Origin of the sequence: Heyndrickxia vini (genome assembly GCF_016772275.1) — a bacterium.
In the GTDB taxonomy this organism is placed as follows: Bacteria; Bacillota; Bacilli; order Bacillales; family Bacillaceae_C; genus Heyndrickxia; species Heyndrickxia vini.
In genome coordinates, this window is record NZ_CP065425.1 from 2,196,830 (window position 1) to 2,223,663 (window position 26,834).

The 26,834-nt window shown below is 34.7% G+C and carries 25 protein-coding genes and 1 other annotated feature; of the genes, 8 read left to right on the forward strand and 17 right to left on the reverse strand.

Annotated features, from left to right (window positions below; translation table 11 throughout):
• Positions 1 to 331 precede the first annotated feature (331 nt).
• Complete coding sequence (locus tag I5776_RS11100; RefSeq protein WP_202776480.1) at positions 332 to 913, reverse strand: LOG family protein; 582 nt, start codon at positions 911 to 913, stop codon at positions 332 to 334.
• A gap of 96 nt (positions 914 to 1,009) precedes the next feature.
• Between I5776_RS11100 and I5776_RS11105 the strand changes: the two genes are divergently transcribed.
• A complete protein-coding gene (locus I5776_RS11105; RefSeq protein ID WP_202776481.1) occupies positions 1,010 to 1,330 on the forward strand; it encodes a MazG nucleotide pyrophosphohydrolase domain-containing protein in 321 nt (106 codons plus the stop codon).
• A 191-nt stretch (positions 1,331 to 1,521) separates the two neighbouring features.
• On the opposite strand, the gene I5776_RS11110 is transcribed toward I5776_RS11105, so the two are convergent.
• The 3 genes from I5776_RS11110 to I5776_RS11120 form a co-directional block, all read right to left on the reverse strand.
• Positions 1,522 to 2,049: a GNAT family N-acetyltransferase gene (locus I5776_RS11110; RefSeq protein WP_202776482.1), complete on the reverse strand. Its 528-nt coding sequence runs from the start codon at positions 2,047 to 2,049 to the stop codon at positions 1,522 to 1,524.
• 103 nt (positions 2,050 to 2,152) lie between these two features.
• Positions 2,153 to 2,692, reverse strand: a complete 540-nt coding sequence (locus I5776_RS11115; protein ID WP_202776483.1) for a DJ-1/PfpI family protein — start codon at positions 2,690 to 2,692, stop codon at positions 2,153 to 2,155.
• 906 nt (positions 2,693 to 3,598) lie between these two features.
• On the reverse strand, positions 3,599 to 4,240 hold the full coding sequence (locus I5776_RS11120; protein WP_202776484.1) for an alpha/beta hydrolase: 642 nt from the start codon (positions 4,238 to 4,240) through the stop codon (positions 3,599 to 3,601).
• Positions 4,241 to 4,438: 198 nt separating this feature from the next.
• Between I5776_RS11120 and I5776_RS11125 the strand changes: the two genes are divergently transcribed.
• The gene (locus I5776_RS11125) at positions 4,439 to 4,915 is read left to right on the forward strand and encodes a GNAT family N-acetyltransferase (protein ID WP_202776485.1); all 477 of its coding nucleotides are present in this window, start codon (positions 4,439 to 4,441) and stop codon (positions 4,913 to 4,915) included.
• Positions 4,916 to 5,003: 88 nt separating this feature from the next.
• Here I5776_RS11125 and I5776_RS11130 read toward each other — a convergent pair whose 3' ends face one another.
• Together I5776_RS11130 and I5776_RS11135 are read right to left on the reverse strand one after the other, a co-directional pair.
• A complete protein-coding gene (locus tag I5776_RS11130; RefSeq protein ID WP_202776486.1) occupies positions 5,004 to 5,573 on the reverse strand; it encodes a TetR/AcrR family transcriptional regulator in 570 nt (189 codons plus the stop codon).
• A gap of 3 nt (positions 5,574 to 5,576) precedes the next feature.
• Positions 5,577 to 6,293: an MBL fold metallo-hydrolase gene (locus I5776_RS11135; RefSeq protein WP_202776487.1), complete on the reverse strand. Its 717-nt coding sequence runs from the start codon at positions 6,291 to 6,293 to the stop codon at positions 5,577 to 5,579.
• A 290-nt stretch (positions 6,294 to 6,583) separates the two neighbouring features.
• Here I5776_RS11135 and I5776_RS11140 point away from each other — a divergent pair, with 290 nt between their 5' ends.
• Positions 6,584 to 7,117: a dihydrofolate reductase family protein gene (locus I5776_RS11140; protein ID WP_202776488.1), complete on the forward strand. Its 534-nt coding sequence runs from the start codon at positions 6,584 to 6,586 to the stop codon at positions 7,115 to 7,117.
• 468 nt (positions 7,118 to 7,585) lie between these two features.
• Here the strand turns inward: I5776_RS11140 and I5776_RS11145 are convergent, their stop codons facing one another.
• A complete protein-coding gene (locus I5776_RS11145; RefSeq protein ID WP_202776489.1) occupies positions 7,586 to 8,032 on the reverse strand; it encodes a VOC family protein in 447 nt (148 codons plus the stop codon).
• Positions 8,033 to 8,221: 189 nt separating this feature from the next.
• On the opposite strand from I5776_RS11145, the gene I5776_RS11150 reads away from it, so the two are divergent.
• Positions 8,222 to 8,836, forward strand: a complete 615-nt coding sequence (locus tag I5776_RS11150; protein ID WP_202780775.1) for a TetR/AcrR family transcriptional regulator — start codon at positions 8,222 to 8,224, stop codon at positions 8,834 to 8,836.
• Positions 8,837 to 9,078: 242 nt separating this feature from the next.
• Positions 9,079 to 9,627 carry a GNAT family N-acetyltransferase gene (locus I5776_RS11155; protein ID WP_202776490.1) on the forward strand — a complete coding sequence of 183 codons (549 nt, stop codon included), beginning with the start codon at positions 9,079 to 9,081 and terminating at the stop codon, positions 9,625 to 9,627.
• A 47-nt stretch (positions 9,628 to 9,674) separates the two neighbouring features.
• On the opposite strand, the gene I5776_RS11160 is transcribed toward I5776_RS11155, so the two are convergent.
• Together I5776_RS11160 and I5776_RS11165 are read right to left on the reverse strand one after the other, a co-directional pair.
• On the reverse strand, positions 9,675 to 10,229 hold the full coding sequence (locus I5776_RS11160) for a histidine phosphatase family protein (protein ID WP_202776491.1): 555 nt from the start codon (positions 10,227 to 10,229) through the stop codon (positions 9,675 to 9,677).
• A 15-nt stretch (positions 10,230 to 10,244) separates the two neighbouring features.
• Positions 10,245 to 11,030, reverse strand: a complete 786-nt coding sequence (locus tag I5776_RS11165; RefSeq protein WP_246483773.1) for an ABC transporter substrate-binding protein — start codon at positions 11,028 to 11,030, stop codon at positions 10,245 to 10,247.
• Positions 11,031 to 11,197: 167 nt separating this feature from the next.
• Between I5776_RS11165 and I5776_RS11170 the strand changes: the two genes are divergently transcribed.
• Both I5776_RS11170 and I5776_RS11175 read left to right on the forward strand, forming a co-directional pair.
• On the forward strand, positions 11,198 to 12,103 hold the full coding sequence (locus I5776_RS11170) for a DMT family transporter (protein ID WP_202776492.1): 906 nt from the start codon (positions 11,198 to 11,200) through the stop codon (positions 12,101 to 12,103).
• A gap of 203 nt (positions 12,104 to 12,306) precedes the next feature.
• Entirely contained in the window at positions 12,307 to 12,519 is a 213-nt protein-coding gene (locus I5776_RS11175) for a hypothetical protein (RefSeq protein WP_202776493.1), read from the forward strand.
• A 709-nt stretch (positions 12,520 to 13,228) separates the two neighbouring features.
• On the opposite strand, the gene sstT is transcribed toward I5776_RS11175, so the two are convergent.
• From sstT to I5776_RS11215, 8 genes are all read right to left on the reverse strand, one after another.
• On the reverse strand, positions 13,229 to 14,467 hold the full coding sequence (gene sstT, locus I5776_RS11180; RefSeq protein WP_202776494.1) for a serine/threonine transporter SstT: 1,239 nt from the start codon (positions 14,465 to 14,467) through the stop codon (positions 13,229 to 13,231).
• A gap of 256 nt (positions 14,468 to 14,723) precedes the next feature.
• Positions 14,724 to 15,806: a DUF1646 family protein gene (locus I5776_RS11185; RefSeq protein WP_202776495.1), complete on the reverse strand. Its 1,083-nt coding sequence runs from the start codon at positions 15,804 to 15,806 to the stop codon at positions 14,724 to 14,726.
• Between the two features lie 250 nt (positions 15,807 to 16,056).
• Positions 16,057 to 17,847, reverse strand: a complete 1,791-nt coding sequence (locus tag I5776_RS11190) for a BlaR1 family beta-lactam sensor/signal transducer (protein ID WP_202776496.1) — start codon at positions 17,845 to 17,847, stop codon at positions 16,057 to 16,059.
• Positions 17,847 to 18,236 carry a BlaI/MecI/CopY family transcriptional regulator gene (locus I5776_RS11195; protein WP_202776497.1) on the reverse strand — a complete coding sequence of 130 codons (390 nt, stop codon included), beginning with the start codon at positions 18,234 to 18,236 and terminating at the stop codon, positions 17,847 to 17,849. The genes I5776_RS11190 and I5776_RS11195 overlap by 1 nt, the downstream gene beginning before the upstream one ends.
• A 76-nt stretch (positions 18,237 to 18,312) precedes the next feature.
• Positions 18,313 to 20,340: a penicillin-binding protein PBP4(5) gene (pbp4, locus tag I5776_RS11200; RefSeq protein ID WP_202776498.1), complete on the reverse strand. Its 2,028-nt coding sequence runs from the start codon at positions 20,338 to 20,340 to the stop codon at positions 18,313 to 18,315.
• Between the two features lie 87 nt (positions 20,341 to 20,427).
• A complete protein-coding gene (locus I5776_RS11205) occupies positions 20,428 to 22,563 on the reverse strand; it encodes a peptidoglycan D,D-transpeptidase FtsI family protein (RefSeq protein WP_202776499.1) in 2,136 nt (711 codons plus the stop codon).
• Between the two features lie 393 nt (positions 22,564 to 22,956).
• Positions 22,957 to 24,348, reverse strand: a complete 1,392-nt coding sequence (asnS, locus tag I5776_RS11210; RefSeq protein WP_202776500.1) for an asparagine--tRNA ligase — start codon at positions 24,346 to 24,348, stop codon at positions 22,957 to 22,959.
• 54 nt (positions 24,349 to 24,402) lie between these two features.
• Positions 24,403 to 24,640, reverse strand: a binding site (T-box leader).
• A 501-nt stretch (positions 24,641 to 25,141) separates the two neighbouring features.
• Positions 25,142 to 25,279 (reverse strand): hypothetical protein, encoded by a 138-nt coding sequence (locus I5776_RS11215; protein ID WP_202776501.1) that lies wholly within the window; start codon positions 25,277 to 25,279, stop codon positions 25,142 to 25,144.
• Positions 25,280 to 25,571: 292 nt separating this feature from the next.
• On the opposite strand from I5776_RS11215, the gene I5776_RS11220 reads away from it, so the two are divergent.
• Positions 25,572 to 26,807 carry a multidrug effflux MFS transporter gene (locus I5776_RS11220; RefSeq protein WP_202776502.1) on the forward strand — a complete coding sequence of 412 codons (1,236 nt, stop codon included), beginning with the start codon at positions 25,572 to 25,574 and terminating at the stop codon, positions 26,805 to 26,807.
• Positions 26,808 to 26,834 lie beyond the last annotated feature (27 nt).

Genomic DNA, 26,834 nt, shown 5'->3' on the forward strand with positions numbered 1-26,834 from the left:
ATTTTTGGGCGTTACCTGGGTTCTGCCTTTTTGATGGGACAGCTATTACATTATATCTACCCATCGTTTCTATGTAACTAGCAAAAGGTGACACTTTACTTGCGATTTGCGCCAATTACAGGCAACATCATGATAATCGCCAAACGTTAATTTTTATTAATCAAGTCAATAATATATATTTAATAAAAAATGGGATAGTTGGATTATCGTGTAGAATACACTCCACCAAAATTAATAATTATATATAATGGAAATTCCAAATGAAGAAGTTTAGCTGAAATAACAACAGACCAAGGGCTTGTGACCTTGGTCTGATTATTGGCTTTAAATTTTAAATCTGTTTCTCATTAATGTAGGTTTTTATAGTTGGTGGTTCATACGTTTTAAATTTTTCTAGCAACTGATTCGGTTCAACCTCTACAAGTGCCATTGTACGGTATTTTTCATGTAAAAATTGTTCCTTTACCATATGATTAAACAGTTCAACAAGTGGATCGAAGTAATGATTGATATTTAAAAGGCCACAAGGTTTTTGATGAAGTCCTAATTGAGCCCATGTAAAAATCTCAAAGAATTCTTCTAATGTTCCCGGTCCACCTGGTAACGCGATAAACCCATCTGCAAGCTCTGCCATTTTAGCCTTTCTTTCATGCATAGAATCGACAACGATCAGTTCTGATAATCCTTTATGAGATATTTCCCTCTGTTCTAAAAATCTAGGCATAATTCCAATGACTTGACCACCTTCATCCAATACAGCATCGGCAACTGCTCCCATAACACCAACACTTGCGCCACCATAAACAAGCGAAATATTCCGTTTTGCTAGTTCTTTACCAAGTTTTTTAGCATTTTCGATATAAGTATTTGACGCTCCATTACTGGAACCACAAAATACTGCTATTTTTTTCATTATGACCATCCCCCTAACAAATTCAGCGTTTATATTATACAAAAGTCTGAAAGATTTGTTAAACTTTATGATAGTGAATTGAAGGAGTGAGAAAAAATGGATGTAAGTGAATTTCAACAGTGGGTAAATGATTATTATGAGAATAGAGGTTGGTCCGAGCTAGACATTTTTATTCGGATCGGCTTTTTAGCGGAGGAAACTGGAGAAGTAGCACGGGCAATAAGAGCCCTTGAAATTGGGCGGGATAGACCGGACGAAGTTGCAGAATCGTTTACGAACAATAGAAAGGCTTTAATAGAAGAATTAGGAGATGTATTGGGTAACGTAATTGTAATTGCGAATAAATATAACATTTCTTTAGAAGAAGTGTTTAATTCTCATAAGGAGAAACTCTCAAAGCGTTACTCTCATGAATAAATATAAATTCTACACTTTTTCCGATGATCTTGGAAACTTTCGTCCTCTAGAATATATCTTGGGGACGAAAGTTATAGCTTTTCTGGTTAAGCATTAAATGGCTAAGGAGACTGTGAGGTTGAAATAGTAAATTCATTTTAAGACTGTGAATTTAATCCTCTCATTCAAATAAGCAATAGTTTTATTATAGATTATACCAATTTATACATTAGAATATCATCTACATATAAATCCTTACTAAACTTCACTTCTTTAATTTTGCGACCCTCCTCTATAAATCCTACACTTTTATACAAAGCTATTGCTCTTTGATTAGTTGATAAAACTCCTAAACTTACTTTTTCAATATAAGGATTCTGTTGCGCCCATTTTAAAAGTTTATTAATAAGAAGTTTTCCAATCCCCATATCTCGAAAATCCTTTTTTATCATCGTTGTAAAATAGCCGGTATGGGCAAGTCTTTTCGTATTCTTTGAACGAAATACAATCAAACCAATTACTTCCCCTTCAATTTCCGCCACAATGATTGTTTCTCTCTCATTCTCTAAAATTTTCCGTATCCAATTTCTTTGTTGCTCAGTTGTCTCATCAAATTCCTCTAAAACAGAAATCATAAATTCGTTTTCTGATACGACTTCCTTTTGTATTGTTAAAATGGATTCTGCATCATCTAAATGACCAGTTCTTAAGGAGACTTGGTTATTATTTTTTTTCAACATTTTTGGCCCCTTTATCTATTATATTAGTAATTCAACACGTGGTACTTGATTTCCATTTTAACCAAACTACCTATATAATTTGTATTTAATAAAAACATTAGAATCATTCATGATACCATCCTTCATCGAATTCAAGGTTTAATGCTTTTCCTAAATAAATTCCAAACCGAATAAATCCTCTTCCTCTTGCCGTAATTATATTACCATCTATTACTACAATGTCTTTACAATAATTCTCTTTTTCAAAAACGCCTAACTTATCCATAGCTTCCTCTGTCAGCCCAACAGTAAACTTTTTACCCCTTAAAACACCTGCTTTTGCTAAAAGAAACGGAGAGCTGGAGATACTTGCAATGACAATTTCTTTTGCAGCCATTTGATTAATAAATTCAAACAGTTCATGTTTGTCTATAAGCGTCATAATATCCATACAACCCGGTAACAAAAGACTATCAATTTCTTCGGGATTAACTTCATTGATAGTAGTGTCGGGTACGCAAGATAACCCTGCTTCACCTTTAATAGTTTGTTTGTTCAAGCCAATAGTGACAATTGGTTTATTTGCTTGCATTAAAATAGATAGTGCTACACTTAACTCATATTCACTAAAATGTGGATACAATAAAACAGCTGTTTTTTTCATCATGTCTACACTTCTTTCAATAAATTTTCTGTTGCTTAAAAAGAAATGCTTTTTTGTTAAATCGGGCTATTGCTTTACACTGCAGGTGCTCTATGGATTCTTTCGGTATTGGCGCCTGTCTAGCTCCAGCTCAGAGTAACTAGCGGACTTCCGGTCGGGTTCCCTTCGATATTCATCATTGATTCACCCTTCAAGGCTCATCGTAATTCCTTTAACTCAGTCGTTGCCCTTTAGGTAAATTTGAACTCCAATTTTCATTCTATATTACGCCGGTTTTGATTTTGATAATTGATTGGTCTCTCGCTTTATCTATATCATACACCGGTTTTGATATTGATATTTGACTGGTCTCCTGCTTTATCTATATCATACGCCGGTTTTGATATTGATAATTGATTGGTCTCTCGCTTTATCTATATCATACGCCGGTTTTGATATTGATATTTGACTGGTCTCTTGTTTTATCTATATCATACGCTGGTTTTGATATTGATAATTGATTGGTCTCTCGCTTTATCTATATCATACGCCGGTTTTGATATTGATATTTGACTGATCTCTTGTTTTATCTATATCATACGCCGGTTTTGATATTGATATTTGACTGATCTCTTGTTTTATCTATATCATACGCTGGTTTTGATATTGATATTTGACTGGTCTCCTGCTTTATCTATATCATACGCCGGTTTTGATATTGATATTTGACTGGTCTCCTGCTTTATCTATATCATACGCCGGTTTTGATATTGATATTTGACTGGTCTCCTGCTTTATCTATATCATACGCCGGTTTTGATTTTGATATTTGACTGATCTCTTGTTTTATCAATATCATACGCTGGTTTTGATATAGTTGGGATCAGTCTCTTTAGAATACCATTCGTTTTGTTTCTGGAAATTGCTTTACCAATATACTACTTCCTGAAGCTTTTCCATTACATTCGATAAAGCTACAATCGAATTTGTTGTCTCAAATTCGCCAATATCTAAGGAATGATTTGCGTTTGGGACAACCTCTACCTTTAAGTTTGAGTTTTTTAATTGTTTCATTTGATTCAAATCGAAATGTGGATCTTTATCCCCAATAACTAAGAGGCCTTGATGATCGCTTTTCAAAATTGATTCAAAAATCAAATTGAATTTTAACAGTGGGGTAAATAGAATCATTTTTGACTTTAGAAATTCATCTTTTTTCATGAAGAAATTAGCAATTGGGATGGTTCCAAGTGATTTTCCTAAAAAAATCGTCTCATTGTATTGACCATATTTTAGGACATCCGAAATTACAGGGCTAATATCTTTCATCATAGTTTTAGAGATTTCATCAAGAGGTTGCTTCCATAAATCTCCTCCATAAGAGTAATGGAGATGAACAATATCAATCTTGTTTTGAATCATGGTCATAGTCGAATAATAAAATAAGGGCTTATCATAGGTGTATCCTGAACCTGAAAACATAAAACAAATCGTTTTGCCTCCTAATTCTATATGTGTATAGTTCGTAGTTTGATCATTCGCTTGTACATTCTTTTTAGTCACTTTCATGTTTTCTCCTCCGAACTTTTTATAATATTCTAACACAACTAACCGATCCTACTATAAAAAATCATCCACTCATTAATAGATTGTTATATTAGAAATGAATTTTTAGGGCTGGCATCTGTCAATGAATGACGTGTAATATATATGTAGAGATAGAATCTTGCACAATCTTTAATAAGACCTAATCGAAGGAGAAAGTATATGATTATTCGAGAAATGAAAAAAGAAGATAATGCAAAAATAAAGGAAATAATACAAAATTCATTAGAATCACTTGGGTTAGCGATTCCCGGAACAGCGTATTTTGACCCTCAACTTAACGACCTTCATCACTATTATACGAATGTAAAACATGCGAACTATTGGGTAGTAGAAATGGAAGGTGAAGTCGTTGGCGGAATTGGTATCGCTCCGTTTAACGAACATGACAAAATTTGCGAATTGCAAAAGCTATACTTAAGTCCAAAGACACAAGGTTTAGGCTATGGAAAGAAGCTAATGGAAACAGCTTTGTCATTTGCTTCCAAACATTATGCAAAGTGCTACTTAGAAACACAGCATGAATTAAAAACTGCATGTATTTTATATGAAAAATTCGGATTTACCCTTTTAAAAGAACCGTTATCAGGTTCTGAACATTCTGCTATGGATGCTTGGTATATAAAAGATTTGAATTAATTTCTTGAAATACATACGTAATCTCCCTCCATAACCAAAGAAAATTCCAAACATGGAGGGAAGATTTTTTTAAAACTTTATAAACCATTCATTTTGATTCATTTAACTTTTTTAACCCCGCTATATACGTATCAATTAAAAATTGAAAGCTTTCATTTAAATCTAAATCCATGGCAAAACCGCCTTTTTGCTCAATGGACGCAAAACCATGTAAAATACTGCGAAACCCACGTGTGGCATGAATTGCCTCTACTTCATTTAGCCCATAATGATCTAGTACCCTGACAACTATTTGTACTACATCACTTGATGCACTTTGTATATCATCTGCATCTAAAGAAAGAAAAGTTGCTTCATAAAGACCTGGATTGTTCCGAACAAATGTAATATACGCTTCACCCATTTCTCGAATGGCGTCATCTCCCGCCCTGCCAACTGCTGCACGAGATAAACAGTTTTTTAATTCTTCAATTCCATAAATCGTTAGCTGTTTGCGAAGTCCCGCTAATCCATCGATATGATTATATAAGGATGGTGGGCGAATGGTTAGTTTCTTTGCTAACGTTGCCAATGTAACTGCTTCTAGACCTTCTGCATCGGCAATTTCAATTGCTGCTTGTAAAATTGTTTTCAAATCGAGTCCTATTCTTGGTGACATCTTCTAGATTCCTTTCCCTAGTTTGATTTGTGCTCGTTTAATGGCTTGAGATATTATTTTCTCTGGATTTACAATCATTTTCCCATGTCCAACCGCTAATAAGCTTGGTGAATAGTCTAGTATTTTTATTGCACTCTCAAGAGCAACTTCATGGCTCCATGTTGCAAATGCCGGAAACGGAAAAAATGGTCGAAATTGTCCGGAAACAGCGATACCACCTCTTGTCTGAAGGGCATCACCAACGATTATTGCTTGATTCCTTGTATCTAAAAATGAAAATGAACCTGGTGTGTGACCGGGAGTAGCAATAGAAAGTAATGATCCTATATGATCCCCTTCCTTCAATAACACATCTGCTTTCGTTTTTAACGATTTAGGAACTCCACCTTTAATCGGTTTATCGCCTTCTCCTTCATCTAAACTTCGATCTCCTCGCATTAACCGCTCATCCCTTTCGGAAATATAAACTTTTGCTTCTGGAAGTACTTCTTTTAAAGAATCTAATGCTCCAACATGATCATCATGTGCATGCGTCAAAACAATTCGCGTAATCGGTTTTCCAATCTCCTTCGCAACCTGCAAGATCCCTTTAGCACTAAATGGCAAGGCAGCATCTATAAGGGTTAAACTGCCCTCTTCTTCAACGAAATAACAATTAACAGGAAAGATATTCGGTAAAAAGCTAAGTTGATAAATCGATTTTTCCTTTAAAATTCTCAAGTTGCCATCCCCTTTTTTTAAAACTAATACCGTTAGTTTTATTTTAACTAATGGCATTAGTTTTTGACAAGAGTTTTTTTAATAATGTCTGTATTAAAGATAAATGTTGATATTTGATAGCTATCCAAATCCTGATATAATGAATACAAGAACAAACATTCGGGGTCTAAATTGAGCAAAGAATTGAGTGAACTGTTAAAAGACATTTAAAAAATACAAAACATATTAATGAGTATCTTTAAAATCGTTTACATCCGCCAAAAATTCTTTATTAATTAGAGGAGGATTTTATGAGTAAAAAACGAAAAGTAGTATTATTTATTTCAACAAGTTTAGATGGATATATAGCCACAAAAGAGGAATCTCTTGATTGGCTATTTAAAGTTGAAGGTGATGGAGATAACGGTTATTCTGAATTTTATGAAACAATAGATACTATTTTATTCGGTAAAAAGACTTACGATTGGGTAATGAAACAAGGTATAAAAGAACTTCCATATAAAAACAAAGAATGCTATGTGTTTACAAGGTCTCCTAATGATGATAAAGAAGATGTAAAATTTATTAATGAAGATGCAGTAAATTTCACCAAAAAACTTAAAAATCAAGAAGGTAAAAACATTTGGATTGTTGGAGGAGGAGAATTATTACATTCCTTTTTACGGGAAAAGTTAGTTGATGAACTCATAATAAAAATTGCCCCAACTATACTCGGTAAGGGGATTCCGTTATTTAGAGAAGGAGATTATCAATTAAACCTCACATTAAAAAAAATGCGGAACTTCAATCAATTTGTTGAACTTCACTATGAAATTGAAAAGTAAAGGCACACCGAGGGGTCCTTAGGAACATTCGGATAATCAACGTTAAGTAAATTACAATATTAAAAAGCCTAAATTCTCAGCATCCAAGTGAGAATTTAGGCTTTTTCTTCGTTAAAGCGCCCCGTTGTTGAAGACCATTTTTCATTGATACTGATTAAAAATGAAGATTTACAGCGTTAATAAATTGGCTATATACATGTTTTTATTCAAATAGCACAACTGTAACGTCCTGTAATATCTTGAAAAGTCTTATCGTAGCTATGTTCATATACTAGCCTGTATATGATTGGAACAACAGAAAACAATTTAAACATTGATATGACAACAATTTGATTTTTTCATGTGTTATCAAGCTTTTTTTGGGGGAACGTTATTAATATAAATACAATGATAAAGCAATTTTTCAGTGATAAGGTACATTGGACTTTATTTACGAAATAAAATAGCTGCCAATATTCTCAACAAATACTATTTAGATAGGTCTTTACCTACAATTTGGATTTCAAGTCCCCATGGACTCGTAATATAGAAGAAGCCGATTGGACTAAATACTCTAACTGTTACACCGGGAATATTTTCAAAATAAGTATAGGCTTTTTTTAGGTCCGTTACTGAAATTGCTAAATGAGCTGTACCAATATCTGCTGGTTTTGCTCCAGCGTTTTGTTCAGGGTCAGTCCATTGAACAAGCTCTATTTTCTTTCCACCATATTGGAGAAATGCTGCGCCTTCTACAAATGCTTTTTCATGAACACCGAAGCTTTGTTTTAAACGATCGTCCTCAAACTTCATAGGTGGAGTTTTAAATAATACTTCGAAATTTAAAACTTCAGTAAAAAATGTAACTGCTTCACTAAGATTTGGTACTACGATTCCAGTGTGATCAATCGTTCCTTGGAAAATTTCATTTTTCATTTTTTATTCCCCATTTCTTTAGATTAAATTCATTTACTAAGTTTTGTTATAATTAATAAACAACATGTTGGTTATAACGGAATTATATAGTCGTATGTTTTTCTTTTCTATAATCAAAAATAATCGATGTGTTGGTTACAGGACAGTTTTTCAAAATGTGTTGGGTAAAAATTAAGGAGATATAGGATGGTGAAAGATAACTATACGGATTTACGAATTATCCGAACAAAAGAATCCATTCGAGAAGCACTAGTGGAATTAATAGAGGAAAAAGGGTTTGAAGCAATTACAGTTAAAGATATAACAACAAGAGCAAGAATAAATCGTGGCACATTTTATGCACACTACGAAAATAAATTTGATTTAATAACGAAATTGGAAGATGAGTTTATGCACAATATTGCTCAAATCACAAAACAAAATATTAAAAATGATAGCGATACGGTTGAAGTAGATTTACCGATAATCCTAGAGACTGCAGTTTTTGAATATCTAAATGAAAGGAGCGATTTTCTGAATGCTATATTAGGTCCTAAAGGAAATTTAACATTCCAAACAAGATTGAGAGACTTTATGTTGAAAATCATGTTTGGAGAACAAAGTCCCCTTATAAAAGAAGAGGAACTGCTTGTTTCCAAACACTATTTAGCTGCATATGTTGCATCTGCACATATAGGAGTAATTCAAAAATGGTTAGAAACAGGAAGGAGAGAATCTCCTCAAGAAATAGCACAATTCCTAGCAAATATAACTGTTAATGGTACTTTTAATGCAGCAGGCTTAAATAGCAAGGTTAAAAAATAGGCACTAACATTAATTAAATTAATTTACTCTTTAGGTAACATTTATTATTCACTTTATAACAAATAAAATAATCCAGTTGAGCAGTAGGTGCCGCAAATGGGGAAATTTGAAAAATCGTTTATTTATGTAGTTTATTTCCTAAATACCCTTCTTTGATACGGTATAAGCAAAATGATAGAGTAACAAGGTTTTTCGTAATATTTGTAGAATACCTATTTAATATAAATAAAGGGGGCGCACAAATGGGATATGTTCGTGAGAAATTAATGATTACGACAGATCGACTCGTTCTTAGATTATTTCATCCATCCGATGCGGCAATAGTTGCGACACTTTGCAATAACTATAATATTTATAAAAATACTTTATACTTACCTTATCCCTATCGTTTAAATGATGCATTATCGTGGATAGAACGACATAATGAAAATTTCATGACGGATAAAAATTATGAATTTGCGGTAACAGACAAGGAAACTGGTAAATTATTTGGAGCCATTGCGTTATCAAATAATAAACTTTTTAACCAAGGTGAATTAGCCTACTGGATTGGCGAACAATATTGGGGAAATGGGTATGCGACAGAGTCAGCGCAATCGATTTTACAATTTGCTTTTGAAGAAAAGAAATTGCATAAAGTGTTTGCACGATATTTCTCATCAAACCCTGCCTCAGGAAAAGTGATGGATAAGATTGGGATGAAAAAAGAAGGTATTTTGCGGGAACATGTCATAAAAGACGGGAAGTATCAGGATTTAGTCTATTACGGGATAATTAATGAAAATAATTAATAAAAATCGTAAAACGAAGCGTACTCGAGTTTCACTTCGGATACGCTTCATTTCCATATTTGTTTAATACCTTTAAGTTCCTTTCCAAAAAAAGAGAGCCGATAAATATCTGGCATCGAAAGTTCCTTCCAAAAATTGAAACCATATGACGAATCAAAATAATTAAGGATTAATACCATTAAATTTCCATGTGTGCCAATGACAATATTTTTCCCCTTATATTTTTCTAAAACATTTAATGTTGCCTTCACACCCCTATTTTGGGCGATACGATTCGATTCTCCTCCCTCCCAGTGAAAATCAATATCTTTCCACACCTTCTGTATTGCATCGTCAAAATCATTGACAGGTTTTTCGGACAAAAAACGTTCCTTAAAAGCATCCACTATTTCTATCTCGTTATCAATACAGTTTGCAATCCCTTCAACTGTTTGAATTGCACGTTTATACGGACTTGAAATGACATGATGGATGTCTGCGGTTTTAAGCAATTGAGTTACATGAGATGCATCGCAAAAGCCCCGTTCTGACAGTGGTCTTCCTAACTCGTCAAGTGTAAAAACTGAGTGCGCATGTCTAACAAAATAAAGGTTCGTTACCACAAATATCCCACCTAATTAATTGATAGTTCCAAAAATATTCTTAAAATACCTTGTGGCCTCAAGCATTCTCGGACCATACCAAAACATTTCACCGTCAACTAAAATGGATGGAATGTTTGGAAGAAATTCTGCAAACTCCATTTGATGCTTTTCCTGGAATGGAAAAGGTTCAGAAGCTAGTAATACATAATCTAACTTTGCATGTTGGAAATCTTCGATACTCACACTTGGATATCTTCCGTTATAAGCGGTAAACGGGTTAATAAAGCCCATTCTTTCTAATAGCGAATTAATGTATGTATTTTTTCCGACAACCATATACGGTTTTCTCCAAATAACATAAGCCGCTCGTTTTCCTTTGGCATTTGGAAGGGATTGAAATTGAGATCTTATTGTATTTTCCAATCGGTCGGCTATTTCTGCACGATCGGTAACTGCCCCCACATCATGAATCATCCGATAAGCCTCATTTACTGATTGCACTTCCGCGACAAAAACAGGAAAATGCTTTTCCAATTCTTCAACCATTTCCTTCGTATTTTCTTCCTTTTCGGCAAAAATGAGATCTGGTTTCAACTCATGAATAACATCTAGTTTAACTTTTTTCGTTCCACCTATAATTGCAGCATTCATTACCTGTTCCTTAGGATATAAGCAATATTTTGTCCTTCCGACAATTTCCGTTTCGAGCCGTAATGAATACAACGTATCTGTAATACCTGGACAAAGTGAAATTATTCGTTTTGGCGGATACTCATAATCAATCAATCTATCAAGATGATCTTTCGTTGTTTTTATCAAAATAATATCCCCTTCCTGTTTTGTTGAATACCGTTTATTCTCTTAAGTTATTTTATTAAAAAATTACTTAATTTTCAAAACAAATGAGTTTTCAAGCATGATAGTAGTCAGCCCACCGCTAACGGCGTATAATTTCTATGTATGTAAAAATGCAGGAGGAATTCATCATGGGTGAACTTTCAAAGACGAGATCCGTTCTTTTAATCACATTTCTGGTTTTAGTTTGGGGGTTATGCTGGCCAATTTATAAAATTGCGCTAAATTACACCCCACCTATTCTGTTTTCAGGAATGCGTACTTTATTAGGTGGCTTGCTGCTTCTTCTTATTACCTTTCCTAGATATAAACAAATTCATTTCAAAGAAAATTGGCATATTTATTTAATTTCAACGATTTTTAATGTCATATTATTTTTCGGATTACAGACGGTAGGATTGCAGTATTTACCATCTGGATTATTTTCCGTTATAGTTTATTTCCAACCTGTTTTAGTCGGTTTCCTTGCATGGGTATGGCTAGGTGAAAAAATGTCTGGATTAAAAATCAGCGGCCTTGTTTTAGGTTTTCTTGGTGTAGTAGTCATAAGCTTTAAGAGCTTTAGTGCCCAATTATCAATTGTTGGTGTTGTTTTAGCTCTTATTACGGCAATCAGCTGGGCAATTGGTACGGTATTTTTGAAAAAAGCGGGGACGAAAGTGGATGCTCTTTGGCTAGTAACGATTCAGTGTGTTATAGGTGGTCTGGTCATGACAGGCGTAGGTATAGAACAAGAAAGCTTTGCAGCGATCCAATGGTCAGTACCTTATTTATCAGGACTAGTATACGGAGCCATATTCGGTATTCCTTTAGCGTGGCTAACTTATTTTACCCTTGTACGGTCCGGAGAAGCGAGCAAGGTGGCAACATATACTTTTCTTGTTCCACTTATCGCACTTGTGGTTGGAACCATTTTTCTACACGAGCCAGTTACAATTTATTTGATTATTGGTCTGATCCTAATTGTCTTAAGTATTTATTGTGTGAATCATACACCAAAGGTACAGCATGTTCAAAGCGTTAGTAAAAATATGTAGAAGGAATTTCTATGATTTTAGTGGACACGAGTTCCGTTGATATTCACTATAAAATGGGCAATTTCCTTATGTACGTGGACATAGGTTCCTTTATTTCAATGAAAATCAGTGATTTCCGTGTGTTTTTTTGTAAATAACGTATCTTGTGTCCTCACACCCCTTAAATTTAATAGAAATAAAGGATTCACTGTCCTCTTTCGATTGTGGTAAAATCAAACAATCGATTATATGAGGTGATCCGTTTGGTTGTAAATGTCGTTATCATCCTAATTTTGGCTTTAGCTGTTTTCGCTTCAATTGCTGCGTGGATAAATACGCATACTATTTTAAAAGATTTATCGGAAATAAAGGATCAGTTAGGTATTCAAGAAAAACGGAAACCTTCCTTTTTAGATAATGATCTGGATAATGACTAAATAAATATATCTATTAAGCCTGAAATCCTTAAAGTGTAGAAAGACCTCAATAATGGAGGATAGTGAACGCTTCCATTATTGAGGTCTCAATTTCCTACTTTCTTTTTATCCTTATCCTGCCTTCTAAGACGTTTAAACCACTGGTGATCTAAAGGAATAAGTTATTAATGTAACTCGAATAGAATTACGATATTTGGGGAAAGATCGAATAGATGTGAGAAATCATAGACGGAGAATTTCCGGCTAATGTGTATAGAGCAGGCTTAAGAAGCAGAAATAAACGGAGGTATTCCGGTTAACTTCTTTAAATAAGACAAAATCCAATGAATTTTATAAAATAACCGGAAAAGCTTCCCTTATTTTTAAGGAAATATGGGTATTTCCCAACTTAATCGGAATTCCTCCGCTTATTTTCAAACAAAGTGAAATCAACATTCAGTTTTAACAACCAAACTGATAATCCGTTACATTGATAGGGAAATGACAATTTCAGCATAGTAATTACATCTATTTAAGCAATTCAATTATTAGATAGAGAAATCCATTCGCAAGTTCTGATTTATTGTGCGATTCTAAATGCTAATTCTTTCAAAACATTTATACAGCAATAAAAATAGGGTGCGAAAAATCACTTCGATTTCGTACCCTATTTACATTATTCTTTATTGTTTTGCGTCTATAAAGAAAACCTGTTATTTTAGTTTGTCTTTTATGATACCTTTTGAACGTGCATTTCATTACCTTCTAAACGATTCTTCCTCATTTCAGCTGTGGCCGTGAAAAGAACATCTGTTGATGAGTTAAGTGCTGTTTCACAAGAATCTTGTAAAACCCCGACAATAAAGCCTACACCAACAACCGTCATAGCTACATCATTAGGGATTCCAAAAAGACTGCAAGCGAGTGGAATTAATAATAATGAACCACCAGCTACACCTGATGCACCACAAGCACAAACAGCAGATAGAACACTAAGAATAATAGCTGTCGGAATGTCGACTTGGATGTTTAATGTATGAACCGCAGCAAGTGTTAACACAGATATTGTTACTGCTGCACCCGCCATATTGATTGTCGCACCTAGCGGAATCGATACGGAATACGTATCCTTGTCTAAACCTAGTTTATCGCATAATTTCATATTAACCGGAATGTTTGCTGCTGAGCTGCGTGTAAAAAATGCAGTAATCCCACTTTCCTTGATACATGTTAGCACAAGTGGATATGGGTTTTGACGAATACAAACATAAACGATGATAGGATTAACAACTAGCGCTACGAAAATCATGCAACCTAGTAATACAGCAAGTAATTTTCCGTAACCGAGCAATGATTCAAGTCCATTTGTAGTAATTGATTCAATTACTAACCCCATAATTCCAAATGGCGCAAATTTTATTACCCATGTAACAATTTTTGAAACGGCATCCGATACATTGGAAATCATTGTTTTCGTCGCAGCCGGGGCATTTTTTAAAGCTACCCCAAGAAGGATCGCCCACGATAATATACCAATATAGTTCGCATTATATATTGCCTTAACAGGATTATCGACAATATTCAAAAGTAAAGTTTTTAAAACATCCACAACACCGCCCGGGGCTGTCAACTCTGCATTCCCGGTAGCTAGTTTCAAGCTTACTGGAAAAATAAAACTTACAATAACTGCAGTAAGTCCTGCTAAAAAGGTTCCTAAAAGATAGAGAACGATAATCGATTTCATATTCGTTTTTTGTCCACTCTTATGTTGTGCGATGGCAGACATAACTAAGAATAAGACCAATATTGGTGCGATTGCTTTTAAAGCCCCTACAAATAAAGAGCCTAGAATAACAAAAGGCTTGGCTACACTTGGGAGGGTGATTGCTAATATAATCCCAATAATTAAACCGACGATGATTTGTTTAACCAAACTTATTTGATTCCATTTTTTTACTAGATTTTTCATTATGTATACCCCCCTGTTGTAAATTGACTAACAGTCTTACATTCCTTTTTTAGAATTAGTGCAGTACGATTCTCTTTCTTTATAAAACTATTATTTTCTAATTAATAATATTGTAATGAATATTTAGATATATTACAATAACTTTATTATTTTTCCCAAAAAATTTAGTTTATCTTTATAGCATGACATAAAAAATGAACGCTGAAGATAAATATCAGCGTTCACCTAACTTTCATTTTTAAATGAAATATTCCATCTAACTTACAATAAGAATAATTACAAAATAAATAACCATGGCAACGAATCCTACAGGTACAGCAAAACGTGCATATTGTAAACTCGTTATTTTAAGCTTTCCAGCCGAAATGATATTCGGAATATTCCCTGGGATAAGCATTCCACCACTAATGATCAAACCTAATAATAATGCCTGAATTGTTGATGGACTCATGGCCGGGCTTACTTCTGCAGCCGCCAATGTAGCATTATCCAAAATCGCTGAAATAATATTAATCCAGTACATAATGAATGGATGCAAGTCCAGTAGATATTTTTCGATAAACGGTTGAAAACCTGCGCCTAGCAATGTTAAAGCCATGACAAACAAATATATTTTTAAGCTACGAATTATGATTTCTGCATAGGATTCTTTTTGAGATGATATCATTTTTTCAATGTCTTGATTATCATTCGTTACGCTAGCATCTGATGTTGATGCAACTTCATTTTGTGCCAAAATGGCGGCTGACTCCTCGCGTGATTTAACCATGAATGCCGCAAGTGCGCCAAAAGCAACAACACCTGGGATCACATATACGCCAATTGATTTCAATAAATAAAAGAAGCTTTCATCCAGTTTACTTACAACAATCGTGGAAAGCGGTTCTCCGATCGGAGTAAGAACGGCCCCCATACCAATTGCAAAACATGCCAATACTACTAGGCGAATTTCTGATTTTCTATCAATCTTTAACACACTTACAACAGCCACAAGAATAATTGCAGCAATAATAGCAGTAATCACACTTGAAATTAATCCAAGGACAATGACGAATAAGGCAATAAACAATCGATATGGCATTGCTTTACTAATTCCTAAAATTCCCTTTTCAATCGGCCCTTGGAACCAACGAAACAATAAACCTGCAACAAGAACGGCTAATGTAATATTAATCGGATGGACCAACGCTTCTTTCACAAGATTCCAATCCAATGCTTGACTCACTAAAACGGACAGAACCCCCATAATAAATAAGAACACTTCTAAATTTCTTTCCACCACATGAGTAAATGGCAGCAATAGCACAAGCAATAAGATAATGGATAAACCAATAATCATTAAGCAAATTCCTCCCCTTTTATCTATTGATTACTTCAAAATAATATAAAAAAGCCTGTCACTAAGGGACATACGTATCCCTTGGTGACAGGCTCCTCCAATAAAGTAAATGGTATTTAATTGTTGTGTTTTAAATGTGAAATTTTATCAACTATTAATAGTATATCATATAACAGTTATTTATACAAGTTTAGTCCGTAACAATATTCAGATTAATAGAAAAACAGACACATATTACGTGATAAGGCTATTAGAAAATATTTTTATGATGTAATATTTGCCTCGCGATATTTGCAGCGTTCTTTCCATTCGCTTTGCCAGTTTTATTTTGAATATTGATGGCAAAATAATAACTATGGTTGTCTTTCTTTACGAAGCCAATAAACCAGCCATTTACTTCTTTCCCATTAATTGTACCAGTTCCAGTTTTTCCATATAACTGAGCATGCTTTTGTTCATCTATGAAAATAGCATGATTAACCGCACGAATATTTTCATCTTTAAAATCCAGTCTATCTTCTTCTAACGCTTGTAATAATTGTACTTGTTCAATTGGTGAAATTTTTAGCGATGATTCCATCCAATACTGATCCAGATTTCCTGACAGGTTTTCATTCCCATATTTTAATTTATGAAAATAGTTTTGTAGCTTCTTCTTTCCAACCCTTTGATCAAGATGTTGGAAATACCAATTAACTGAATGTTCCATCGCTGTTGATAAATTTTGATTTGTATTCCATTCTTTAAATGGGTAAACCGTTCCATCCCAAATCTGTTCATTCCTTTTAGTAGAAATTGCATTTGTTTCTAAAGCGAATAAGGCAGAATAAATTTTATACGTGCTGTCGGGAGAAACCCTCTGTTCACTCATTTCACGATTATATATTTGATATTGTTTTTTGGTAGCATCATATAGAACAAAGCTACCATTATAACCATTAAAATAAGCACTCAAGTCTTCATAAATAGCGTTTTTCTCATTAAAATGATACACATCATCTGAACTAGCGATGGCAGAAGTCAGCGAAGTAAAAAATAACACAAAAATCGCTAATAGCGCATAAATGACTTTGCCTTTCCATTTCAGAAGTTGGGACTCCCTTGTGTAGGTAGCAATGCTCTGAATTCGTTGTTTAAGTTGTTCTTTTGTCCCACCCATTCCAGTGGAGAACTGTTTATATGCTCGATTATATTTTTTATCCGCAAAATGAATAATCGTATAACCGTATTCGGTATATCCACTTTCGTCCAATAGATTCAGAACGGAGGCATCACAGGCCAGTTCCCGGTCGATTCGCATTTTCTTGACAGCAAACCATACTAATGGGTTAAACCAATAAATAATTTGAAGCAGCCACATTAAGTAATTGACAAATACATCTTTACTTTTTTGATGGCTTAGCTCGTGTAAGAAAACATATTTTAGTTTACTTAATGAGAATTCTTCTTGCGATTTTTTCGGTAAAAATATATACGGCTTCCATAATCCAAGTGTAATCGGAGAGGTAATGAATGAAGTTTCTTGTAAAATTACTGTTCTTTTTACACCTACAATCTCTTTGCACACTTCTAACAGTTCATTTATTTTTTCATCATTTATAGTGGTAGCTGACTTTTTTATTTGTCTAATTTGATAGTTTGCATAAATGGCTACTCCAATGAAAAAAATCATTCCGATAACCCAAATTACTAAAAAGAAATGATGAAAAAATTCTGGTGTAGTCCTGTTTACGGATACAGAGAAATCATGCAACAAATCGTGACTGGGTGTTTGTGAAACATCTGAACCATTGAAGCTGCCATGTTCTCCTGTTGGATCTTTCTTTATGAATAGTACGCTTTTCATATATTGAAGTATTTCTCCAAATCTTAAAAAATCCCATGGAATCATGAAAGTAATAAGAGGGGCAAAAAGAAAATACCAAATTTTATAATGGGTTTGCTGGGATAAATGTTTGTTGTATACTTTCTTGATTAGCAAAATCGTTAAAATAAGAAGGGATACAACAATCGTACTTAATAAAAAACGGATTACATCCATCATTTATCCCCTTCTTTCATATCCCTCTCAGATAAGATGTTCTTTAGTTCAGATATATCATCCTTTGACAGCTGATCATTTTCAATAAAATTTAATACCATTGAGTTTAACGTGCCACCAAAAAACTGTTTCAGGAACAATTTACTTTTTTGCTCGACATATTCGTTCTCTTTAACAAGCGATGTATAAATAAAGACTCTGCCATCTTTTTTTGTTTGTAAAGCTTTTTTCCTTACTAGACGGACGAGCATGGTTTGAATCGTATTCGGTTTCCACTCAATATTTTTAGATACTTTCTCCACGATCTCAGGAGTAGAAATCGGCTCATATTTCCAAACTACCTTCATAACTTCATATTCGGCTTCTGATATTTGTGGAATTTCCTTCATTATGACCCTCCTACTTTTACATCTGTAGTATTTATTATAGCAGGTTAAGTCAAATGGTTAAAGCGTCACTTAGTTTTTAAAAGTAACCATATAACTCATCAATGAATGATTTATTTAACTGGGTAGCTGAACTGCCTTTTGAATAATGTTCTATGAATGAAAGCAGAAGAAACTGATCATTCCCTGTATCGAAAGCGAGTAAAAAGCTATTCTCTTCCCCTTTCTCCCCTTGCTGCATTTTTAATTCTGCTGTACCCGTTTTTGCAGCTAATTGATGCTGTTGATTATAAAGGAGATGGGCTGTTCCATTTGGGTCACTTACTACTGCTTCCAAAAACTTCTTCATTTCATTCGCTGTTGAAGGAGTTATGGCTGCTTTAGTTTTTAACACAGTTTTATCATCTAGCAATCGCGGATAAACGATTTTTCCTTCGTTTTGAAAAATGGAGTACATGGCTGCTTGCTGAATCGGTGAAATCAATAATTCACCTTGTCCATATCCTGTATCAGCAAGAAGGATGTCTGAATTAAATTTCTTTTGATTTGAGATTTGCGCCGGATTCATTGCGATTGGTAAATCTAATTCCTCACCAAAGATAAACTTATTCAACCCATTTCGAAACGTTTTTTCCCCCATTTCTAACGCCTCTTGAGCAAAATAAATATTATCAGAATAAATAAGTGCTTTTCTCATATCAACATTTTGTACATCGGATACACGGGTAACGGAATACCCTCCCCATGATTCATCCTTTTTCCAACTTAAACCATTTATTGTTCTAAGCTTATCTGGATATGTCACATTCGCATCCAGCCCAATACTAGCGGTAATCGTTTTAAAGGTTGAACCCGGCGCATAAGCGAGAGCAAATCTTGAAAGAAATGGTTTGTTCTCATCCTTCGCATATTTATCATATTCCTTTTGGGAAATGCCACGAACCATTTTATTTGGATCATATGAAGGAGAACTTACTACAGCATAAAGGCCGCCTTCTTTCGGATTCATGACTACGGTTGAACCCGGCTTTTCTTTCAAATGATTGTATGCTTCCCTTTGGATATAAGAATCAATAGTTAGTTTAATATCCTTTCCATCTATTTTTTCAATCCGTTGAATTTTTTGTTTGATTTCGTCATTCTCATCAACGATCACGATTTCCCCGCCATCTTTGCCTCGTAGCTCCTTATCAAACGCCCTTTCTAACCCGGCTTTTCCTATCATATCTCCTTCTTTTAACTCAGAATTTTTATCTATATCTTCCTTTGTTACTTTTCCGATATAACCAATTAAATGTGCCGCCGCTTCCTTTAAAGGATAATATCGCATGTTAGTATTTTGATAGGAGACCCCAGGAATGATTTCCGCTTTATTGGATGCGATAATTTTAAGGGGTACAAATAAATCATCTTTTACCCATCCTTGATTTAACTTTTTTTGAATCTCGTCTTTAGGTATATCTAATTGTTGACTAATGTTTTTCAGCCTCTTTGCTTTTTCATTCCCCTGAAGTAAATCTTTAGGTACAATGCCTGCTTCCTTAAATTGCTCATTCGCAGCTAACCCATTTCCTGAACGATCCTTAATTACGCCACGTTCTGCCTTCCATTCATGAAAGGCTACCTTATCTTTCCCCTCCATTTGAGGAAAAATTAATGAAGGTTTCCATTTTACCAAATAATGATTATCTGTTTTGATCAACTTAGCATGATAATTGATTTTTTCTACTCTTCCTAATGGTGTTGTAAAACTTAATTGATAAGTTAACTCTTGCTCACCGTTATCAATTTTTTTTAATTCAATATTGGAAGCATGGATATCATGGATATTGATTCCATTAAATATTTGATTATATTTATTTTTCACTTCGTCCAACGTATATCCTATTGAATCATACGATTCTTTTTCCAGGGCTTCACCTAATTTATCATACTTTTTCTCCTCCAAAATTTGAATAAACGTATCTGCAGCCTCCTGTACTCGGTTACTATCAGTATTACTCATAATCATAATTAGACTTATACACATAATGCCAACTATAGGGACTAATATTAATATGAAATAGGGTTTGATTCTCTTTTTTTTAATTTCTGCTCTACTTTTCATTGGTTTAACCCCTCTTTTCCTTTCACTTGAATACTACAAATGTAGTAGTTTGTGCAATAATTATTCTGGGTCAGTAGCAGTTTCCTGTTATTTGTTATTAACAGTTGGCTGGTTCCATTCCTCTTTTTCTCGTTTTTCCTTTAATTCAAAATAAGCTTTAAACACATCATTCGCTATTTCTAAATTGACATGTGATTGGTCTGTTCGTAACCAAGGGAGAATAACTGAAACAGCGATTTCAGGATGATCGTATGGCGCATATCCACCAAATGTAATATTCCAAAGCATCAGTCCCGGACTATGTGGTAACGGACCATTATATAATGCTTGTGCCGTCCCTGTCTTACCAGCAATTTTATATTCTTTATTTTTTATTCCATAGCCTGTGCCAAGCGGATCATTCACGACTTGCTTAAAGCCGAGTTGAACGCGTTTAATCCACTCATCCTTCATGTCAATTTTATTGAGTACCTTTGGTTTAATTTCCTGGATAACAGGTCCCATCTCAGTTGACTCGTTGTTAGGCTCACGAACTTCTTTAGCGATATGCGGCTGAATTCGATAGCCTCCATTCGCAATAGTTGATATATATTGGACAATTTGCAATGGAGTATATGTATCATACTGCCCAATCGCATAGTCTAAAACTTTCCCCGATTCAGGAGGTATTTGATCGCCACCAAATCCTATTTGTTCACCGGGTAAATCAATTCCTGTTTTAACTCCTAATCCAAATTGAGAAAAGTTTTTCCTGAATGCTTCAATGGCAGCTACTTTATTAATACTTAATGGTCCATTAGGAATATAGGTTTGCTGCCCACCTAATTTCATTGCGGTTAGGAACATGTATACGTTCGATGATCTTTTCAATGCATATAAATCATTGATCGGACCAAATCCAGTCGTATTCCAAGACTTTTTCACTTTCGTCCCTAAAAATTTTATTGGTCGATCGTTTAGTACAGCACCCGGAACGATAGTACCTGTTTGATAGCCCGTTAATACCGTAGCCCCCTTCACTACAGACCCCATCTCATAAGAAGTCGTAATATTCCCTAACGCATAATCATTCACTTCGGTTTTACCGGTTTTTTTATTATTCACATACTGTTTTCCTGCCATGGAGAGAATTTCTCCAGTGTACGGATTCATCGCAGTAACAAACGCCCGATCGAGATACGGTTCACCCATTCGTTCATGACCTAATTTTTCTTTAATAATCTTTTCGACTTTACGCTGTAAATCGATATCAATTGAAAGGATTAAATCATCGCCCCTTTTTCCTTCTTGAACGACTTCTGACTCTAATACATTTCCATTTTTATCAGTTATATTTTTCACTTTTTCTTTTTGACTTTGTAGAACGTCTTCATATTGATATTCAATATAGCTTTTCCCTACACGATCATTTCTGCTATAACCTTTTGCTAAATAATAATCTACAGAATCTCTCGGCAGGCCTTCTTTAGAAGAGGAAACTTTACCAATGACTGATCCTAAGATTTCGTTTCCTTCCTTATCTTTATATTGATTATAACGATCCCAATCTGTCGTTGTATCCACTCCGGGTAACGATTCTAGATTTTCGCTCACGAATGCAAATTCCTTAGCCGATGCATCCTTTTTTATGATTTGCGGTGTTAAAGGATATCCGCCGACCATTTCACGATAAATTGCCAATACCTCTAACTCTTGTTTAGTAAAGGACTTCAATTCTTTACTAGAAATCCGTTCTAGTGTTAGCTGATAAATTTTTTTATCGAAGTCTTTATCATTTTTAAGTTTGGCCCTATCAGCTGCAGTTATTTTTGCTTCTGCTTCATTTGGATGCTTTAGTATCCAGAAATCTTTTTTATCTCTTTCTGTTATTGCCTTTAAATCCTCATTAGAATCCTTTTTAATAATTGATGCAAGCTTTTCTGCAATTTTCAGCATTTCCTCTGCCTTCATGTTTTGCGGTCTGGTGTACGTTATCGCATTAGACGGCTTATTCCCCACGATTAGCTTCCCATTCCGATCTAAAATTTTACCACGAGGCAAAGAAATTTTTACGGTTACATTTTCTTTTCTATCGACTTCTCTCTTATAATCCTCGCCATATACAATTTGCACAATTCCAAGCTTAAGAATAAGCAGTGAGAACAGCAAAAAGACAATCAAAAATATGATATTTATTCGGAAGGAGGAAACAAGCGTCTTTTTCTTCTCATTTATTTTCTTCAATTTGCACCCTCCTTTTTTAAAATTTTCACATGATATTTTAATGAAGAAACAAAACCTGGATTAGCACATTAGTTCTTCCTAATCATAGACACGTTTAATTTTTTGTCTTTTCTAAGTACTACATTTGTAGTATTTAAAACAAAAAATGACCAAATAAAATCCATTAACTGCTATTATTAATTGAGTTTTCTTGTTGTAACTAAATATTTCCATCACTTTATAATTACTTTTACTATTTGCTAAATTCTCTTCATCCTAATCCAACTTTTACACTTGTAGTATTTACTATACCATGTAATTTCAAATGATAAAAGTACTTTATTCTAAGAAATATTTTTGATGATCATTTTAAAAAAATAGGATGCCGCAGCATCCTATTTTTCACATATTTAATTAAAAGTCAGCATTTCCTGGTGTACGTGGGAATGGGATGACATCGCGGATGTTCTTCATACCTGTTAAATACATGACAAGTCGTTCAAACCCAATTCCATAGCCTGAATGCTTTGTACCACCGTATTTTCTAAGTTCGAGATACCACCAGTAATCTTCTTCAGACATACCAAGTTCTTTAATTTTATTTGCAAGGACCTCTTCTCTTTCCTCACGTTGGCTACCCCCGATTAACTCGCCAATACCAGGAACCAACAGGTCAGTTGCTGCTACTGTCTTGCCATCTTCATTCGCTCTCATATAAAATGCCTTAATTTCTTTTGGATAGTCGGTTACGAAGACAGGACGCTCATAAATTTCCTCGCTAAGATAACGTTCATGTTCCGTTTGCAAATCCGTTCCCCATTCAACTGGGTAGTCAAATTTCTTACCAGAGTTCTTTAATATATCAACAGCTTCAGTATAAGTAACCCTTCCAAAATCGGATTCTAAAGCATTTTTCAATCTCTCAATTAGCGTTTTATCAATAAAGCTATTAAAGAACGCCATTTCTTCAGGTGCATGTTCAAAAACGTATTGAATAACATACTTGACCATTTCTTCTCCGAGGTCCATGATATCTGGTAATTCAGCAAAAGCAACTTCCGGCTCGATCATCCAGAATTCTGCGGCATGTCGTGCCGTATTAGAATTTTCTGCTCTAAATGTTGGACCAAATGTATAAACATTACGGAAAGCAAGAGCAAAGGTTTCTGCATTTAATTGGCCGCTGACGGTTAAGTTGGATTCTTTGCCGAAGAAATCTGCACTGTCATCCACTTTGCCATCTTCATTTTTTGGAAGCTGCTGCAAATCCATTGATGTTACACGGAACATCTCCCCGGCTCCTTCTGTATCGCTTCCGGTAATAATCGGTGTATGTACATATACAAATCCTTTATCTTGAAAGAACTTATGAATGGCATACGATGCAAGAGATCTTACTCTGAAAACGGCAGAGAAGGTATTAGCTCTCGGACGTAAATGAGCGATTGTTCTTAAATATTCAAGGGAATGTCTCTTTTTTTGTAACGGATAAGCTGGATCCGATAATCCTTCCACAACAATTTTTGTCGCTTTAATTTCAAATGGCTGTTTCATTTCAGGAGTTGGAACAAATTCACCTTCTACTAAAACGGAAGAGCTAATAGGCAACTTCGTAATTTCTTTGAAGTTATCAAGGGTATCCTCGAAAACGACTTGTACACTCTTAAAGAATGTTCCGTCGTTTAACTCCATAAAACCAATGGTTTTAGAATCGCGAAGAGTACGAATCCAACCGGAAATTTGCACTGTTTGGTCGTTAAATTTTTCTTGATTTCTGTATAAATCTTTTACTACAGTCTTTATCATAATTAGCCTCCATATGGTAATTTTTCACAATAAAAAAAGCCTTCTATCCCATAAAAAAGGGACGAAAGGCTAACTTCCGCGGTACCACCCAAATTGTCATCATATGACCAACTTTAAAGCTTCTATTGCTTATCCAGTCCATAACGTGCTGGTAACGTCTAAGCCTACTTAAGCTATCCCTTTCGGTTAGAACTCAAAGGTGTTCTTCATTCATGCTTCATCACCAGGCTTCCACCGTCCCTGGCTCTCTATCGAATATAGCAAAAACTACTGTCCTTTTCATCGATTTAAAAATATGTAATTTTAAAAATGACTTATTATTGTAATAATCTATCACAAAACATAATCCTTTGTCTAGTTGCCCAAAGATATATACTGAAATCTTTATTGGTCAAACGACGTAACTATACGGATCTATAATAAGCAGAAATTGATAAACAGGATAGAGCAATAGACAAAATCGTTAATTTAACAAGATCTGAATTGGGTAAAAGTATCTATAGTGGGGATGACCGCTGGTGTACAATTTATCAGCGGTCAAAAAGCTGCTCCACAAGAAGTGCGATGGCAGAAATCCTTCTCCAAATTGTTAGTTTTACCCTCTTATGAATACGCGTTATTATACATAGTTAAGTGCCTTACGAAGCAAGTTCCATAGACATGCATTCCGAAGATACTTATTTGATGGGTAATTCTTGATAAACCTAAAAATGTCATTTTACCGTTTTCGTTTAACCATCCTTCTATGTATAATTGATCGAATGATAAGCTTTCTAGATATCAATTATTTCTGCTATTGCTTTTTTATCGGCGTTACTACTGCAAATAAACTATCTGTTGGATCAGATACATTAACTTCAATGATCTTATATCCGTTTGTTCCATTTTTGCTTTCGTTGTTCTTAGATGTTTTTAATTGAATGTTTCCCATTTCCTTATCTCCTCCATATAAAATTACTCACAGTAGGCAGTATATGATGAAGTTCAAAATATGTTCCATTATTTTTCTACAATTTATCATCCATTTTATTTTGCAAATAAATAAGGCTGTCCGAAATCATTTTAATGTTTACCCGCAAATAAAATCAGGTTATAATGAAAATTACGTAATTTCGGATATCGAAATGATTTTTAGCCAAGTTAAACGGGGTACTGATAAAAACGGTTGGAACAATCGGAACGAACACATCTGAAATACTAATTTAATTGAAAGGGAGAAAAAATTGAATACAAATACACCTAGTGGAAAAAAACGAATACAACTGGCTATCCTTTTAGGATCACTCGGACTTTTAGGCCCTTTTACAATCGATACGTATTTACCATCCTTCCCTACTATTGTAGAAGATTTTGATACAACTGCTTCACTTGTTCAAATTAGTTTAACGGCTTGTTTATTAGGACTGGGGCTCGGACAATTGTTTATTGGTCCATTGAGTGATGTAAAGGGCCGTCGAAAACCTTTGTTATTTTTTCTATGTTTATACTTATTAGCTTCGTTAACCTGTTCATTTGCACCTAACATTTACTTCCTTATTGCGGCGCGTTTTATCCAAGGCTTCTCTGCAGCTGGCGGTCTTGTCGTCTCTCGAGCAGTCGTAAGAGACTTGTTTAGCGGAAAGGAACTGACTAAATTTTTTACGTTAATGGTATTAGTCGGTAATCTTGGTCCAATCGTTGCACCGGTTGCTGGAGGGATCATCCTTTCTTTTACAAAGTGGAATGGTGTTTTTATCGTTTTGGCTTGTATTGGCGCAATATTAATTTTCACAGTTTCATTGAAACTTAAAGAATCGTTGCCAGTGGAAAAACGTGTACCTAGTAACCTTCCTCAGCTTATGGGCAATTTTGGTTCATTATTTAAGGATCGCGAATTCATGGGGTATGCATTCACACAAGGATTTACGACTGCTGGAATTTTCGCCTATGTATCTGGTATTCCATTTGTCTATCAAAATATTTACCATGTCACACCTCAACAGTTCAGTCTATTATTTGGCGTGAATGGCTTAGCATTAATTATTGGAAGTCAGTCGGTTGGTCGCTTTACGTACACCATTCCTGAGCGGACATTTTTAAAGATAGGGTTAGCAATCTCTAACGTATCGGGTTTATTCTTACTCATTGCCCTTCTTTTAAAAGCACCACTAATCGCTGTTGCAGTTCCGATTTTCTTTTTCGTTTTATCGATTAGTATCATCGGAACGACATCTTTTACATTGGCTATTGAGTCACAAGGACATATTGCGGGCAGTGCCTCTGCATTACTCGGATTATTGCCATTTGTACTTGGCTCCTTATCGGCTCCGTTAGTTGGTATCGCTGGTTCGTATACGGGTGTACCAATGGGAGTTACGATTTTTGGTTCCAGTCTTCTAGCTTTTCTTTCCTATTTTGTTTTGGTTCGGAGAGGTTCGATTGGGGTCCAGAGGGCAAAATCTACGAAAACAAGTTTCTAGGCTCTATTTAGTAGTTTGAGATAATTC

What these genes read in the sequence shown, in the direction of transcription:
- I5776_RS11100 (WP_202776480.1), bottom strand. Translation starts at nt 913, where the DNA reads ATGAAAAAAATAGCAGTATTTTGTGGTTCCAGTAATGGAGCGTCAAAT.
- I5776_RS11105 (WP_202776481.1), top strand. Translation starts at nt 1,010, where the DNA reads ATGGATGTAAGTGAATTTCAACAGTGGGTAAATGATTATTATGAGAAT.
- I5776_RS11110 (WP_202776482.1), bottom strand. Translation starts at nt 2,049, where the DNA reads ATGTTGAAAAAAAATAATAACCAAGTCTCCTTAAGAACTGGTCATTTA.
- I5776_RS11115 (WP_202776483.1), bottom strand. Translation starts at nt 2,692, where the DNA reads ATGAAAAAAACAGCTGTTTTATTGTATCCACATTTTAGTGAATATGAG.
- I5776_RS11120 (WP_202776484.1), bottom strand. Translation starts at nt 4,240, where the DNA reads ATGAAAGTGACTAAAAAGAATGTACAAGCGAATGATCAAACTACGAAC.
- I5776_RS11125 (WP_202776485.1), top strand. Translation starts at nt 4,439, where the DNA reads ATGATTATTCGAGAAATGAAAAAAGAAGATAATGCAAAAATAAAGGAA.
- I5776_RS11130 (WP_202776486.1), bottom strand. Translation starts at nt 5,573, where the DNA reads ATGTCACCAAGAATAGGACTCGATTTGAAAACAATTTTACAAGCAGCA.
- I5776_RS11140 (WP_202776488.1), top strand. Translation starts at nt 6,584, where the DNA reads ATGAGTAAAAAACGAAAAGTAGTATTATTTATTTCAACAAGTTTAGAT.
- I5776_RS11145 (WP_202776489.1), bottom strand. Translation starts at nt 8,032, where the DNA reads ATGAAAAATGAAATTTTCCAAGGAACGATTGATCACACTGGAATCGTA.
- I5776_RS11155 (WP_202776490.1), top strand. Translation starts at nt 9,079, where the DNA reads ATGGGATATGTTCGTGAGAAATTAATGATTACGACAGATCGACTCGTT.
- I5776_RS11170 (WP_202776492.1), top strand. Translation starts at nt 11,198, where the DNA reads ATGGGTGAACTTTCAAAGACGAGATCCGTTCTTTTAATCACATTTCTG.
- sstT (WP_202776494.1), bottom strand. Translation starts at nt 14,467, where the DNA reads ATGAAAAATCTAGTAAAAAAATGGAATCAAATAAGTTTGGTTAAACAA.
- I5776_RS11185 (WP_202776495.1), bottom strand. Translation starts at nt 15,806, where the DNA reads ATGATTATTGGTTTATCCATTATCTTATTGCTTGTGCTATTGCTGCCA.
- I5776_RS11190 (WP_202776496.1), bottom strand. Translation starts at nt 17,847, where the DNA reads ATGGATGTAATCCGTTTTTTATTAAGTACGATTGTTGTATCCCTTCTT.
- I5776_RS11195 (WP_202776497.1), bottom strand. Translation starts at nt 18,236, where the DNA reads ATGAAGGAAATTCCACAAATATCAGAAGCCGAATATGAAGTTATGAAG.
- pbp4 (WP_202776498.1), bottom strand. Translation starts at nt 20,340, where the DNA reads ATGAAAAGTAGAGCAGAAATTAAAAAAAAGAGAATCAAACCCTATTTC.
- asnS (WP_202776500.1), bottom strand. Translation starts at nt 24,348, where the DNA reads ATGATAAAGACTGTAGTAAAAGATTTATACAGAAATCAAGAAAAATTT.
- I5776_RS11215 (WP_202776501.1), bottom strand. Translation starts at nt 25,279, where the DNA reads ATGGGAAACATTCAATTAAAAACATCTAAGAACAACGAAAGCAAAAAT.